Here is a 13,108-nt window from a genome sequence, read left to right as displayed (position 1 = left end):
TAAGAACCAAACCGCTTGATTACTATTCCGCCATGTTGACGGCATCAGGAGGCTTATATGGACGTATTACATTGCGTGGATTTTTTTCCGTCTGGTAACGTGTCTGTGGCAATAGAACCCCGGCTTCCTCAGGTGGATTTTCCTGAACATCACCATGATTTCCATGAGATTGTGATTGTCGAACATGGCACGGGTATCCACATTTTCAATGGGCAGCCTTATACCATCTCCGGTGGAACAATCTGTTTCGTGCGCGATCATGATCGGCATTTATACGAACATACGGACAATCTGTATTTGACCAATGTGCTGTATCGCTCCCCGGATAGATTTCAGTTTCTTGCCGGGCTGCATCAGCTTCTGCCGCAAGAGCAAGACGGGCAATATCCGTCCCATTGGCGCGTGAGCCACAGCATATTGCAGCAGGTACGGCAGCTGGTTTCGCAACTGGAACAGCAGGACAGAACGAATGATTTACCCTCGAAAGCCAGCGGTGAGATTTTGTTTATGCAATTACTGCTCTTGCTGCGTAAAAACAGTTTGCAGGAGAGCATGGAAAGTCGCGAATCGCGCCTGAACTTGTTGTTGGCCTGGCTGGAAGAACATTTTGCCGACGAGGTGAATTGGGAAATGATGGCGGATCAATTTTCTCTGTCACTACGCACGTTGCATCGTCAGCTAAAACAGCAAACCGGTTTGACGCCCCAGCGTTACCTTAACCGTTTACGGTTGGTGAAGGCGCGTCATCTGTTACGTCATAGCGAGGACAGCGTGACCGAAATCGCATATCGCTGCGGATTCAGCGACAGTAACCACTTTTCGACGCTGTTTCGCCGTGAGTTTAACTGGTCACCACGCGATATTCGCCAGCGGCGGGATGGCTTTCTGCAATAACGCGAATCTTCTCAACGTATTTCCACGCCAGTTTATGAATAATCAAACGCGTCTTCCGGCTGAGGTGGCACGGTGGTTCATCAGTTTGTCCTTCGTAAAAAAGATTTTTTTGCCAGCGAACAGCAGGCGGTCGCGGTTGCTGATCGTTATCCGCAGGATGTCTTTGCCGAGCATACACATGATTTTTGTGAACTGGTGATCGTCTGGCGTGGTAACGGTTTGCATGTGCTTAACGATCGTCCTCATCGTATTACCCGTGGCGATCTCTTTTATATCCACGCAGACGATAAACACTCCTACGCTTCCGTTAACGATCTGGTTTTGCAGAACGTTATTTATTGCCCGGAGCGGCTGACACTTAATCTCGACTGGCAGGGGACGATTCCGGGGTTTAACGCCAGCGCAGAACAACCACACTGGCGTTTAGGTAGTGCGGGCATGGCGCAGGTGCGGCAGGTTATCGGGCAGCTTGAGCACGAAAGCAGTCAGCCCGCGCCGTTTGCCAACGAAATGGCAGAGTTGCTGTTCGGGCAACTGGTGATGTTGCTGAAGCGCCATCGTTACACCAGTGATTCGTTACCGCCAACATCCAGCGAAACGTTGCTGGATAAGCTGATTACCCGACTGGCGGCTAGTCTGAAAAGTCCCTTTGCGCTGGATAAATTTTGTGATGAGGCGTCTTGCAGTGAACGCGTCTTGCGTCAGCAATTTCGTCAGCAGACCGGCATGACCATCAATCAATATCTGCGGCAGGTCAGAGTGTGTCATGCGCAATATCTTCTCCAGCATAGCCGCCTGTTAATCAGTGATATTTCGACAGAATGTGGCTTTGAAGACAGTAACTATTTTTCGGTGGTGTTTACCCGGGAAACCGGGATGACGCCCAGCCAGTGGCGTCATCGCAATTCCCGGAAAGATTAACTCGCCATGCCCATGCCGACGATGTTGGCAGCGACAATAATCACCACACAACCGAGGCTCAACACGGTAACCGGACGGCGTCCCGCATTGTTCCACTCTTTCAGCACCAGCCCGACGATACCGCCGCACAATACATAGAAACTCATATGCAGCATCCAGCTGATGTAGTCATACTGCGCCGGAATGCGGGCGTGTCCCCAGGCATAGAAAAAGAATTGCAGATACCACATTAAACCGCCCAACGCCGAGAGCAATACGTTGTGGATGATCAGCGGTTTTGCCAGCGAGAAGTCGGCTTTTAGCGACAAATCTTTCACTTTTGCCAGACGAATAAAACAGAAACCGAGGTTGATGATCGCGCCGCCGCCCATGATGACAACATAGCTTGGCAGAGCGACATACAGTGGATCAACGCCCAGCGCGGCAGCCGCTTCATGCATCGGTTTTGCGGCGTTCATTGCAAAAGACATCCCGGCAGAAAAAATGCCGCACATTACCGCCAGCACCAGCCCTTTTTTCAGGTTGAACTCTTCGGCTTTAATGCCCATTTTGCGCTCTTTCAACTGCCCGGCGCGAGTCACAATTCCCACGCCAATCAGCGCCACCAGTACGCCGAGCAACGTCATGCGCCCACCGTCGGTGTTAATCAGCACATCGAAATTGCCGTTGATAATTGGCGTCATCAGCGTACCGACGATCAACGTAATGCCAATGGCGATACCTATCCCCATCGACATGCCGAGATAACGCATGGTCAGGCCGTAGTTGATATTACCAATCCCCCACATAGCGCCGAACAGAAAAACAGGCAGCAGGGTAGAGAGGCTGAACGAGCTGTAATATGCCCAGAAATCAGGTAGTAGCATGGCGCTGATGGCCCACGGCAGAATAATCCACGAAACAATCCCACCGACTGACCACATGGTTTCCCATGACCACTTTTTTACTTTTTTGAACGGAGCGTAAAAACAGGCTGCACTGGCCGCGCCGATCAAATGCCAAAATATCCCCATCGTAATCGCGTTACTCATCTTCTTATCCTCATCATTTTTCGTCGCGTCACATCTCCGACGAGATGAGTGTAAAAATCGTGCTGTCGATTAACCTTTCGCCTGTTGCCGCCGTTGCCGATTTACTGGCAATCACGGCATTAAGTGGGTGATTTGGTTCACATCTCGGACATTTGCCTGCAAAACCATTCCCCTATGAAAAGTACGGCATTGATAATCATTTTCAATATCATTTAATTAACTATAATGAACCAACTGCTTACGCGGCATTAACAATCGGCCGCCCGACAATACTGGAGATGAATATGAGCTATACCCTGCCATCCCTGCCGTATGCTTACGATGCCCTGGAACCGCACTTCGATAAGCAGACCATGGAAATCCACCACACCAAACACCATCAGGCCTACGTCAACAACGCCAATGCGGCGCTGGAAAGCCTGCCAGAATTCGCCAACCTGCCGGTTGAAGAGCTGATCACTAAACTGGACCAGCTGCCAGCAGACAAGAAAACCGTGCTGCGCAACAACGCTGGTGGTCACGCCAACCACAGCCTGTTCTGGAAAGGCCTGAAAAAAGGCACGACTTTGCAGGGCGACCTGAAAGCGGCTATCGAACGTGATTTCGGTTCCGTTGATAACTTCAAAGCAGAATTTGAGAAAGCGGCAGCTTCCCGCTTTGGTTCCGGCTGGGCATGGCTGGTGCTGAAAGGCGATAAACTGGCGGTGGTTTCTACTGCTAATCAGGACTCCCCGCTGATGGGCGAAGCCATTTCTGGCGCTTCCGGCTTCCCTGTTCTGGGTCTGGATGTGTGGGAACACGCTTACTACCTGAAATTCCAGAACCGCCGTCCTGACTACATCAAAGAGTTCTGGAACGTGGTGAACTGGGACGAAGCTGCGGCACGTTTTGCGGCGAAAAAATAATCGCATATTGCCTGCTGCAATGAGGCGTTTACGCCGTTTTTCAGCATAAAAAACAAACCATCGCCCATAGCGGTGGTTTTTTTGTGATCAATTTCAAAATAAAAACAATGATCCTATAAAAATAAAACAACGTTTCAATTGATGTGGTTTTGATCACTTTTATTGCTCTGTTGAATGTCTATCTTCATTTCCATCAACACTGATGCATCGTGAAGGACTTATGCATCAGCCTATAAAAATATGCCGATAGGTGATGAAAATGCAGATAAAACACACGATAGAGAAAATCCCAGGAGGGATGATGCTCGTCCCGCTGTTCCTTGGCGCACTGTGTCACACCTTCTCGCCAGGGGCGGGAAAATACTTTGGTTCATTCACAAATGGAATGATTACCGGCACGGTGCCGATTCTGGCGGTGTGGTTTTTCTGCATGGGGGCATCGATAAAATTAAGTGCGACGGGAACGGTATTGCGTAAATCCGGTACGCTGGTGGTAACCAAAATTGCTGTGGCGTGGGTGGTTGCGGCAATTGCTTCACGCATTATTCCTGAACATGGTGTTGAAGTTGGATTCTTTGCCGGACTTTCAACGCTTGCGCTGGTGGCGGCGATGGATATGACCAACGGCGGACTTTACGCTTCGATCATGCAGCAGTATGGCACTAAAGAAGAGGCCGGAGCGTTTGTATTAATGTCGCTGGAATCCGGGCCGCTTATGACGATGATTATTCTGGGGACTGCCGGGATTGCATCGTTTGAACCGCATGTTTTCGTCGGTGCGGTATTACCGTTCCTCGTCGGCTTTGCGTTAGGGAACCTTGACCCTGAGCTGAGAGAATTTTTCAGCAAAGCCGTACAGACGCTGATCCCGTTCTTTGCCTTTGCGCTGGGCAATACCATTGATTTAACCGTGATTGCTCAGACCGGTTTGCTGGGGATTTTGCTGGGTGTGGCGGTGATCGTCGTGACCGGTATTCCGTTGATTATTGCCGATAAATTGATTGGTGGTGGCGATGGTACAGCCGGAATCGCGGCTTCCAGTTCTGCCGGTGCTGCGGTGGCGACGCCGGTACTGATTGCTGAAATGATCCCCGCCTTTAAACCAATGGCGCCAGCGGCAACTTCGCTGGTGGCGACGTCAGTGATTGTGACCTCGATTCTGGTGCCGATTTTGACTTCTGTCTGGTCGCGCAAAGTTAAAGCCAGAGCGGCGAAAATCGAAATATTGGGTACGGTGAAGTAATCTCCATCCATATAAATCAAGAGGCCGGATGATTTGTAGTCATCCGGCCTTTTGCGTTATCTGACAAAGACTTCATCAATCGTTCGACATTCACTTTCGCTTAACTCACCACCCGCATTGCGTGATACGCCAGTGCAATAGCCAAACTTACGCGATACCACCGTCTTGATAGTAGTGACAAAATCCTCACCAATGGCGTAGATGGACATATAAGTGCCAATCTGTTGCTGAATCTCTTGTAAAGCCGCCAGGTCGCCGCGTTTGAAGGCTTCACGGGCTTCGACAAACAGCTCCGGCATAACGTTGTTCAGGCCGGATATTATTCCCGCGCCGCCTGCCAGCAGATTAGGAATGTAATACTCGTCATAGCCCGAAAGCACTGCAAAATCAGAACGAACTGCCAGGGTTGCCTGAATCATGCTGCGGGTGTGTGACTGGCAATCGACGGTATCTTTAATTCCGGCAAAGTCAGGAAATTCACTCGCCAGCGTGGCGACCAGGTCAGGGGTTAAATCACAACCGGTTCTTGCCGGGAAGTTATATGCGAACCATTTGCCTTGTAATTCGCGACCCAGATGGCGGAAATAGCTTAGTAATTGCTTTGCTGTCTGGCCGTAGTAGTAAGGCGGGAGGATCATCACTGCATCATAGCCTGTGCGATACGCTTCTTGCGCCATCACCAGTACATCGTGTGTGCAGGTGGAAGAAACGTTAGCGACCATTTTTAATGTGCTCATGGAACGCGCTTCGCGGATAAGCATGAGCCTCTCTTCGAGGGTGAAAGAGGCAAATTCACCAATGCTACCCATCAGCAATATCACATCAATATTGGCTTCTGTTAGCCGCTGCAGATGCTTCTTCAGCCCGTTAAGATCCATATTACCGTCTTTATCCATTGGCGTAATGGAAGGACACCAGACGCCAGAAAACTGTGTTTGCTCGGTCACGTTGTACACTCCTGATAATGAAATGGCGTTTCAAATTAATCTCATTGATAACATTTCTAAGACGTCGTCATGTGAACCGTGCTCTCATTTTGCGCGCCTGACGTAAAATAAATATGGTCTAATGGGGAAATTTCTCGGTGGAGAGGGAACAGATGCGATATCCGGTTGATGTATACACAGGCAAAATACAGGCTTATCCCGAAAGCAAACCCAGCGCGATTGCGAAAATCCAGGTCGATGGCGAGTTGATGTTGACAGAGCTGGGGCTGGAAGGTGACGAGCAGGCAGAGAAAATAGTTCACGGTGGGCCGGACAGGGCGCTGTGTCACTATCCTCGTGAGCATTATCTCTACTGGGCGCGGGAATTTCCTGAACAGGCAGATTTGTTTGTTGCGCCTGCGTTTGGTGAAAACCTCTCAACCGACGGCCTGACGGAAAGCAATGTTTATATTGGCGATATTTTCCGCTGGGGTGAGGCATTAATTCAGGTCACCCAGCCGCGCTCTCCGTGCTACAAACTCAATTATCATTTTGACATCAGCGATATGGCACAGTTGATGCAAAACGCCGGTAAAGTTGGCTGGCTGTATAGCGTGATTGCGCCGGGGCTGGTATCTGCGGATGCGCCGCTGGAGCTGGTTTCTCGCGTCAGCGATGTCACCGTGCAGGAGGCAATAGCTATCGCATGGCATATGCCGTTTGATGACGAGCAGTATCACCGTTTACTCTCCGCTGCCGGGCTGTCGAAAAGCTGGACGCGGACGATGCAGAAGCGCCGACTTAGCGGCAAGATTGAAGATAATTCGCGGCGTTTGTGGGGGAAATAACCCCCGAAGAGTAGGCCTGATAAGACGCGACCAGCGTCGCATCAGGCATTCTGCTCAAATGCCGGATGCGGCGTAAACGCCTATCCGGCTTGCGCGGAGTTTAACTCCGCTTATACAGCGGCAGCCAAATCACCAGCCGTAAACCGCCCAGCGGGCTGTCTTCAGCTTTAACCCAACCACGGTGCTGCTGAATGGCAGTTTCGACAATCGCCAGCCCCAGACCCGTACCGCCAGATTCACGATCGCGTGCTTCGTCGGTGCGATAGAACGGACGGAAAATTTGCTCGCGATCTTCCGGGCTAACGCCAGGACCATCGTCGTCCACCGTAATGGTGATACCGTCTTTATCTACCGCAAAGCCCACTTCAATCTTCGTATGGGAATAACGCAGAGCATTACGAACAATGTTTTCCAGCGCACTTTCCAGGGCGTTCGGGTTGCCGTACAGCGGCCACGGCCCAGGCGGGAAGTTAACGGTAAACGACTTGCCCATCTGCTCCGCTTCGAACGCTGCGTTATCCAGCACTTCGCTCCACAACTGGTTGGCTTTGATGGTCTCGCTCACCAGCGCGTTTTTCTGCTGATTACGTGACATCACCAACAGGTCGTTGATCATGCTGTCCAGACGTTGTGCTTCGGTTTCAATTCGCTCCAGTTCCTTACTTTCACCACTACGACGGCGCAGTAACGCCGTACCCAGTTGCAGACGCGTCAGCGGCGTGCGCAGCTCGTGAGAGATATCAGAAAGCAGGCGCTGCTGTGAGGTCATCATGCGCTCCAGCGCGGTGACCATCTGGTTAAAACTGGCACCTGCGGCAAGAAATTCCTGTGGCCCCGCTTCCAGTTCCGGATGCTGGCGTAAGTTTCCCTGGGCGACTTCATCGGCAGCGTTTTTCAGCTTACGCGCCGGTTTTGCCAGACTCCAGGCTAACCACAACAGCAGCGGCGTACTGACCAACATGGTGACAATCAGCAGTAATAGCGGGCGGTCAAACAGTAAGTTAATGAAATCGGATTGAGAACTGCTGGCCGGACGAATCAGATAAAGTTGGTAATTATCTTCGCCATCACGCACAGAGAACGGGCCGACCAGTTCCACGCGACCATACTTTTTCTTCTGCGGATGATCGGCGTTATCGGCCTGGCCAATAAAGTTGCGAATGATCTGCATTTCGCTGCGTTCTGCGCCAATCACGCGGCCTTCGGTGGTCACCAGTAACAAACGCTGCCCCGGTGGTGCCCACTTATCAATGGCACGGAACAGACGGCGCCACCACATTAAATCGTTGGGTGGATCGTTCGCCAGTTCCGCTTCGACATGCTGCTCAATCATCAGCCCCTGACGCTGTTCGCTATCCAGAAGCTCGGTCATCTGGCGTGAATCGAGCTTGGGTAACATCAAAACCAACATCAACACCAGCGCCAGCGTCAGCCAGAAGATGGCGAAGATGCGCGCGGTTAAGCTGCCTATCATGAAGCGGAAACCATCAGATAGCCGCGACCACGCAAGGTTTTAAACCACGGGTGACCATCTTTACGATCCGGCAGCTTACGACGCAGGTTGGAAATGTGCATATCGATAGCGCGGTCGAAAGGCGTCAGGCGTTTGCCCAGCACTTCCTGGCTTAAATGTTCACGGGAAACCACCTGACCCAGATGCTGTGCCAGCAAATAGAGCAGGGTAAATTCAGTACCGGTTAACTCCAGCGTTTGCCCATCGAAGCTGGCTTCCTGACGGCCTGGATTCAGCACTAAGGCATCAACTTCAAGTGTCGGTGAACCGTTGTCGTTGTTTTGCTGTTGCTCGCTCCAGTGCGAACGGCGCAGGATCGCGCGAATACGAGCCACCAACTCACGGTCGTTAAACGGTTTCGGGAGATAGTCATCTGCGCCCAGCTCAAGACCGAGAACGCGATCAAGTTCACTGCCGCGTGCCGTTAACATAATGACAGGCGTCTGGTGTGTCTGGCGAAGTGCTTTTAATGTGTCGATACCATTTTTCTTTGGCATCATTACATCAAGCAAAAGTAAATCAATGCTGTCGTCCAGAAGATCAAGCGCCTGTTCCCCATCGTGGGCAACAATTACGTTGAAGCCTTCCATCTCGAGCAGCTCCTTTAACAGGGAAGTCAGCTCTCGGTCATCATCAACTAACAGGATTTTATTCATTGTTTAAATACCTCCGAGGCAGAAATTACGTCATCAGACGTCGCTAATCCATGACTTTACGTTGTTTTACACCCCCTGACGCATGTTTGCAGCCTGAATCGTAAACTCTCTATCGTTGAATCGCGACAGAAAGATTTTGGGAGCAAATGATGCGCATAGTTACCGCTGCCGTCATGGCCTCAACGCTGGCAGTCAGTTCATTAAGCCACGCTGCTGAAGTCGGTTCAGGCGATAACTGGCATCCGGGCGAAGAACTTGCGCAGCGCAGTACGCAGAGCCATATGTTCGACGGCATAAGTTTAACCGAACATCAGCGTCAGCAGATGCGAGATCTTATGCAACAGGCCCGGCATGAACAGCCTCCTGTTAATGTTAGCGAAGTGGAGACAATGCATCGCCTTGTCACCGCAGAAAATTTTGATGAAAACGCTGTGCGCGCTCAGGCAGAAAAAATGGCGAAAGAACAGATCGCTCGCCAGGTTGAGATGGCTAAAGTCCGCAACCAAATGTATCACCTGTTAACGCCAGAGCAGCAAGCGGTTTTAAACGAGAAACATCAACAACGAATGGAGCAGTTGCGCGACGTGACGCAATGGCAAAAAAGTTCATCGTTGAAGCTATTGAGTAGTAGCAACTCACGTTCCCAGTAGTAAACCCTGTTTTCCTTGCCATAGACACCATCCCTGTCTTCCCCCACATGATGTGGGGGTTTTTTTTATCTTCAATTTGCCAGTTGCTTGATGCATTGCAGATGATTTGCTTCCGTTATACTACCGTCAGTTGATAGCGGGAGTATTTATGAATCAATCTTATGGACGGCTGGTCAGCCGGGCGGCGATTGCTGCGACGGCGATGGCTTCGCTGCTATTGCTGATTAAAATTTTTGCATGGTGGTATACCGGTTCGGTGAGTATTCTTGCCGCGCTGGTGGATTCGTTGGTGGATATTGGCGCGTCGTTGACGAATTTACTGGTGGTGCGTTACTCGCTGCAACCTGCCGACGACAATCACTCGTTTGGTCACGGTAAAGCCGAGTCCCTCGCGGCGCTGGCGCAAAGTATGTTTATCTCCGGTTCGGCGCTGTTCCTGTTTTTGACTGGTATTCAGCATTTGGTTTCTCCGACGCCAATGACAGACCCAGGCGTCGGGGTTCTCGTGACTATTGTGGCGCTAATTTGTACGATTATCCTTGTTTCGTTTCAGCGTTGGGTCGTGCGCAGGACGCAGAGCCAGGCGGTGCGGGCAGATATGCTACATTATCAGTCCGATGTTATGATGAACGGTGCGATTCTGCTGGCGCTGGGGTTGTCCTGGTATGGCTGGCACCGTGCTGATGCCCTGTTTGCATTGGGAATCGGCATCTATATTTTATATAGCGCGTTACGCATGGGGTATGAGGCGGTACAGTCATTACTGGATCGCGCGCTGCCCGATGAGGAACGGCAAGAAATTATTGATATCGTGACTTCCTGGCCGGGAGTTAGCGGCGCTCACGATCTTCGTACGCGGCAGTCAGGGCCGACCCGCTTTATTCAGATTCATTTGGAAATGGAAGACTCTCTGCCTTTGGTTCAGGCGCATATGGTGGCGGATCAGGTAGAGCAGGCTATTTTACGGCGTTTTCCGGGATCGGATGTGATTATTCATCAGGACCCCTGTTCCGTCGTACCCAGGGAGGGTAAACGGTCTATGCTTTCATAATCAGTATAAAAGAGAGCCAGACCCGCATTTTGTGTATAAAATACCGCCATTTGGCCTGACCTGAATCAATTCAGCAGGAAGTGATTGTTATACTATTTGCACATTCGTTGGATCACTTCGATGTGCAAGAAGACTTCCGGCAACAGATTTCATTTTGCATTCCAAAGTTCAGAGGTAGTCATGATTAAGAAAATCGGTGTGTTGACAAGCGGCGGTGATGCGCCAGGCATGAACGCCGCAATTCGCGGGGTTGTTCGTTCTGCGCTGACAGAAGGTCTGGAAGTAATGGGCATTTATGACGGCTATCTGGGTCTGTATGAAGACCGTATGGTACAGCTAGACCGTTACAGCGTGTCTGACATGATCAACCGTGGTGGTACGTTCCTCGGTTCTGCGCGCTTCCCGGAATTCCGCGACGAGAACATCCGCGCCGTGGCTATCGAAAACCTGAAAAAACGTGGTATCGACGCGCTGGTGGTTATCGGCGGTGACGGTTCCTACATGGGTGCAATGCGTCTGACCGAAATGGGCTTCCCGTGCATCGGCCTGCCGGGCACTATCGACAACGACATCAAAGGCACTGACTACACTATCGGTTTCTTCACTGCGCTGAGCACCGTTGTAGAAGCCATCGACCGTTTGCGTGACACTTCTTCTTCTCACCAGCGTATTTCCGTGGTGGAAGTGATGGGTCGTTACTGTGGCGATCTGACGCTGGCTGCGGCCATTGCCGGTGGTTGTGAATTTGTTGTGGTTCCGGAAGTTGAATTCAGCCGCGATGACCTGGTAAATGAAATCAAAGCGGGTATCGCGAAAGGTAAAAAACACGCAATTGTGGCGATAACCGAACACATGTGTGATGTTGACGAACTGGCGCATTTCATCGAGAAAGAAACCGGTCGTGAAACCCGCGCAACCGTGCTGGGCCACATCCAGCGTGGTGGTTCTCCGGTGCCTTACGACCGTATTCTGGCTTCCCGTATGGGCGCTTACGCTATTGAACTGCTACTGGCAGGTTACGGCGGTCGTTGCGTAGGTATTCAGAACGAACAACTGGTTCACCATGACATCATCGACGCTATCGAAAACATGAAGCGTCCGTTCAAAGGTGACTGGCTGGACTGCGCGAAAAAGCTGTATTAATGATTTCGGGCAGATTTCTTTCGCCTGAAACCGATGACAGAAGCAAAAATGCCTGATGCGCTTCGCTTATCAGGCCTACATGAATTCTGCAATCTATTGAGTTTGCAAGTTTTTGTAGGCCGATAAGGCGTTCACGCCGCATCCGGCATGAACAAAGCGCACTGTGTCAGCAATATGAGGCGGATTTCTTCCGCCTTTTTAACTCCCCAACATATACCCGCAAGTTATAGCCAATCTTTTTTTATTCTTTAATGTTTGGTTCACCTTCTGGCACGCTTTGCTTATCACAACACAACGTAAGAGAGCCAGGCGATGAACAAGTGGGGCGTAGGGTTAACATTTTTGCTGGCAGCGACCAGCGTGATGGCAAAGGATATTCAGTTACTTAACGTTTCGTATGATCCAACGCGCGAGTTATACGAACAATACAACAAAGCCTTCAGCGCCCACTGGAAACAGCAAACCGGCGATAACGTGGTGATTCGTCAGTCGCACGGTGGTTCAGGGAAACAGGCAACATCGGTAATCAACGGGATAGAAGCTGATGTTGTTACGCTGGCGCTGGCTTACGATGTAGATGCGATTGCTGAACGTGGTCGAATTGATAAAGAGTGGATCAAACGTCTGCCGGATAACTCCGCGCCGTATACCTCCACCATTGTCTTCCTGGTACGTAAGGGCAACCCGAAGCAAATCCATGACTGGAACGACCTGGTTAAACCGGATGTTTCGGTGATCACGCCTAACCCGAAAAGCTCCGGCGGTGCACGCTGGAACTATCTGGCAGCGTGGGGATATGCCCTGCACCACAACAATAACGATCAGGCAAAAGCACAGGATTTTGTGCAATCGTTGTATAAAAACGTTGAAGTGCTGGACTCCGGTGCGCGTGGTTCAACAAATACTTTCGTCGAGCGCGGGATTGGTGACGTGCTGATCGCCTGGGAAAACGAAGCACTGCTGGCAGCGAATGAACTGGGGAAAGATAAGTTCGAAATCGTCACGCCGAGTGAGTCTATTCTCGCTGAGCCGACGGTGTCGGTTGTCGATAAAGTGGTGGAGAAAAAAGGCACCAAAGAGGTGGCAGAAGCCTATCTGAAATATCTCTACTCGCCAGAAGGTCAGGAGATTGCAGCCAAAAACTATTACCGTCCGCGCGATCCTGACGTGGCGAAAAAGTATGAAAATGCTTTTCCGAAGCTGAAGTTATTCACCATTGATGAAGAGTTCGGCGGCTGGACGAAAGCGCAAAAAGAGCATTTCTCTAACGGCGGTACGTTTGACCAAATCAGCAAACGTTAATTTTGTTGACGATAACCAGACCCGG

At 50.9% G+C, this 13,108-nt stretch carries 13 protein-coding genes; 9 read left to right on the top strand and 4 right to left on the bottom strand.

What is annotated here, in order from left to right:
- Nucleotides 1-57 precede the first annotated feature (57 nt).
- Both rhaS and rhaR read left to right on the top strand, forming a co-directional pair.
- On the top strand, nt 58-894 hold the full coding sequence (gene rhaS / locus C3D30_RS14995; protein ID WP_000382765.1) for an HTH-type transcriptional activator RhaS: 837 nt from the start codon (nt 58-60) through the stop codon (nt 892-894).
- A gap of 72 nt (nt 895-966) precedes the next feature.
- Nucleotides 967-1,815, top strand: a complete 849-nt coding sequence (rhaR, locus tag C3D30_RS14990) for an HTH-type transcriptional activator RhaR (protein WP_105287068.1) — start codon at nt 967-969, stop codon at nt 1,813-1,815.
- Here rhaR and rhaT read toward each other — a convergent pair.
- Entirely contained in the window at nt 1,812-2,846 is a 1,035-nt protein-coding gene (gene rhaT / locus C3D30_RS14985; protein WP_000063528.1) for an L-rhamnose/proton symporter RhaT, read from the bottom strand. The genes rhaR and rhaT overlap by 4 nt on opposite strands.
- A 284-nt stretch (nt 2,847-3,130) precedes the next feature.
- Between rhaT and sodA the strand changes: the two genes are divergently transcribed.
- Nucleotides 3,131-3,751 carry a superoxide dismutase [Mn] gene (gene sodA, locus C3D30_RS14980; RefSeq protein WP_010350891.1) on the top strand — a complete coding sequence of 207 codons (621 nt, stop codon included), beginning with the start codon at nt 3,131-3,133 and terminating at the stop codon, nt 3,749-3,751.
- A gap of 259 nt (nt 3,752-4,010) precedes the next feature.
- Nucleotides 4,011-4,994: a 2-keto-3-deoxygluconate transporter gene (gene kdgT / locus C3D30_RS14975; RefSeq protein WP_024191187.1), complete on the top strand. Its 984-nt coding sequence runs from the start codon at nt 4,011-4,013 to the stop codon at nt 4,992-4,994.
- Between the two features lie 56 nt (nt 4,995-5,050).
- Here kdgT and C3D30_RS14970 read toward each other — a convergent pair whose 3' ends face one another.
- Nucleotides 5,051-5,941, bottom strand: a complete 891-nt coding sequence (locus C3D30_RS14970) for a dihydrodipicolinate synthase family protein (protein WP_105287067.1) — start codon at nt 5,939-5,941, stop codon at nt 5,051-5,053.
- 152 nt (nt 5,942-6,093) lie between these two features.
- Here C3D30_RS14970 and yiiM point away from each other — a divergent pair, with 152 nt between their 5' ends.
- Nucleotides 6,094-6,768 (top strand): 6-hydroxyaminopurine reductase, encoded by a 675-nt coding sequence (gene yiiM, locus C3D30_RS14965; protein WP_001270282.1) that lies wholly within the window; start codon nt 6,094-6,096, stop codon nt 6,766-6,768.
- Nucleotides 6,769-6,868: 100 nt separating this feature from the next.
- Here the strand turns inward: yiiM and cpxA are convergent, their stop codons facing one another.
- Both cpxA and cpxR read right to left on the bottom strand, forming a co-directional pair.
- The gene (gene cpxA / locus C3D30_RS14960; protein WP_000580416.1) at nt 6,869-8,242 is read right to left on the bottom strand and encodes an envelope stress sensor histidine kinase CpxA; all 1,374 of its coding nucleotides are present in this window, start codon (nt 8,240-8,242) and stop codon (nt 6,869-6,871) included.
- Nucleotides 8,239-8,937: an envelope stress response regulator transcription factor CpxR gene (gene cpxR, locus C3D30_RS14955; protein ID WP_001033722.1), complete on the bottom strand. Its 699-nt coding sequence runs from the start codon at nt 8,935-8,937 to the stop codon at nt 8,239-8,241. The genes cpxA and cpxR overlap by 4 nt, the downstream gene beginning before the upstream one ends.
- 149 nt (nt 8,938-9,086) lie before the next feature.
- On the opposite strand from cpxR, the gene cpxP reads away from it, so the two are divergent.
- From cpxP to sbp, 4 genes are all read left to right on the top strand, one after another.
- Nucleotides 9,087-9,587 (top strand): cell-envelope stress modulator CpxP, encoded by a 501-nt coding sequence (cpxP, locus tag C3D30_RS14950; RefSeq protein WP_016158830.1) that lies wholly within the window; start codon nt 9,087-9,089, stop codon nt 9,585-9,587.
- A 148-nt stretch (nt 9,588-9,735) separates the two neighbouring features.
- Entirely contained in the window at nt 9,736-10,638 is a 903-nt protein-coding gene (gene fieF, locus C3D30_RS14945; protein WP_001076752.1) for a CDF family cation-efflux transporter FieF, read from the top strand.
- A 180-nt stretch (nt 10,639-10,818) separates the two neighbouring features.
- On the top strand, nt 10,819-11,781 hold the full coding sequence (gene pfkA, locus C3D30_RS14940) for a 6-phosphofructokinase (protein ID WP_001355350.1): 963 nt from the start codon (nt 10,819-10,821) through the stop codon (nt 11,779-11,781).
- Between the two features lie 312 nt (nt 11,782-12,093).
- On the top strand, nt 12,094-13,083 hold the full coding sequence (sbp, locus tag C3D30_RS14935) for a sulfate/thiosulfate ABC transporter substrate-binding protein Sbp (RefSeq protein ID WP_105287066.1): 990 nt from the start codon (nt 12,094-12,096) through the stop codon (nt 13,081-13,083).
- Nucleotides 13,084-13,108: the final 25 nt, after the last annotated feature.

The organism is Escherichia sp. MOD1-EC5433, from assembly GCF_002966005.1.
GTDB lineage: Bacteria > Pseudomonadota > Gammaproteobacteria > Enterobacterales > Enterobacteriaceae > Escherichia > Escherichia ruysiae.
This window is presented reverse-complemented; position numbering and strand designations above follow the sequence as displayed.

Coding starts and splice junctions, on each gene's coding strand:
- rhaS (WP_000382765.1), top strand. CDS start 58: ATGGACGTATTACATTGCGTGGATTTTTTTCCGTCTGGTAACGTGTCT.
- rhaT (WP_000063528.1), bottom strand. CDS start 2,846: ATGAGTAACGCGATTACGATGGGGATATTTTGGCATTTGATCGGCGCG.
- sodA (WP_010350891.1), top strand. CDS start 3,131: ATGAGCTATACCCTGCCATCCCTGCCGTATGCTTACGATGCCCTGGAA.
- kdgT (WP_024191187.1), top strand. CDS start 4,011: ATGCAGATAAAACACACGATAGAGAAAATCCCAGGAGGGATGATGCTC.
- yiiM (WP_001270282.1), top strand. CDS start 6,094: ATGCGATATCCGGTTGATGTATACACAGGCAAAATACAGGCTTATCCC.
- cpxA (WP_000580416.1), bottom strand. CDS start 8,242: ATGATAGGCAGCTTAACCGCGCGCATCTTCGCCATCTTCTGGCTGACG.
- cpxR (WP_001033722.1), bottom strand. CDS start 8,937: ATGAATAAAATCCTGTTAGTTGATGATGACCGAGAGCTGACTTCCCTG.
- cpxP (WP_016158830.1), top strand. CDS start 9,087: ATGCGCATAGTTACCGCTGCCGTCATGGCCTCAACGCTGGCAGTCAGT.
- fieF (WP_001076752.1), top strand. CDS start 9,736: ATGAATCAATCTTATGGACGGCTGGTCAGCCGGGCGGCGATTGCTGCG.
- pfkA (WP_001355350.1), top strand. CDS start 10,819: ATGATTAAGAAAATCGGTGTGTTGACAAGCGGCGGTGATGCGCCAGGC.
- sbp (WP_105287066.1), top strand. CDS start 12,094: ATGAACAAGTGGGGCGTAGGGTTAACATTTTTGCTGGCAGCGACCAGC.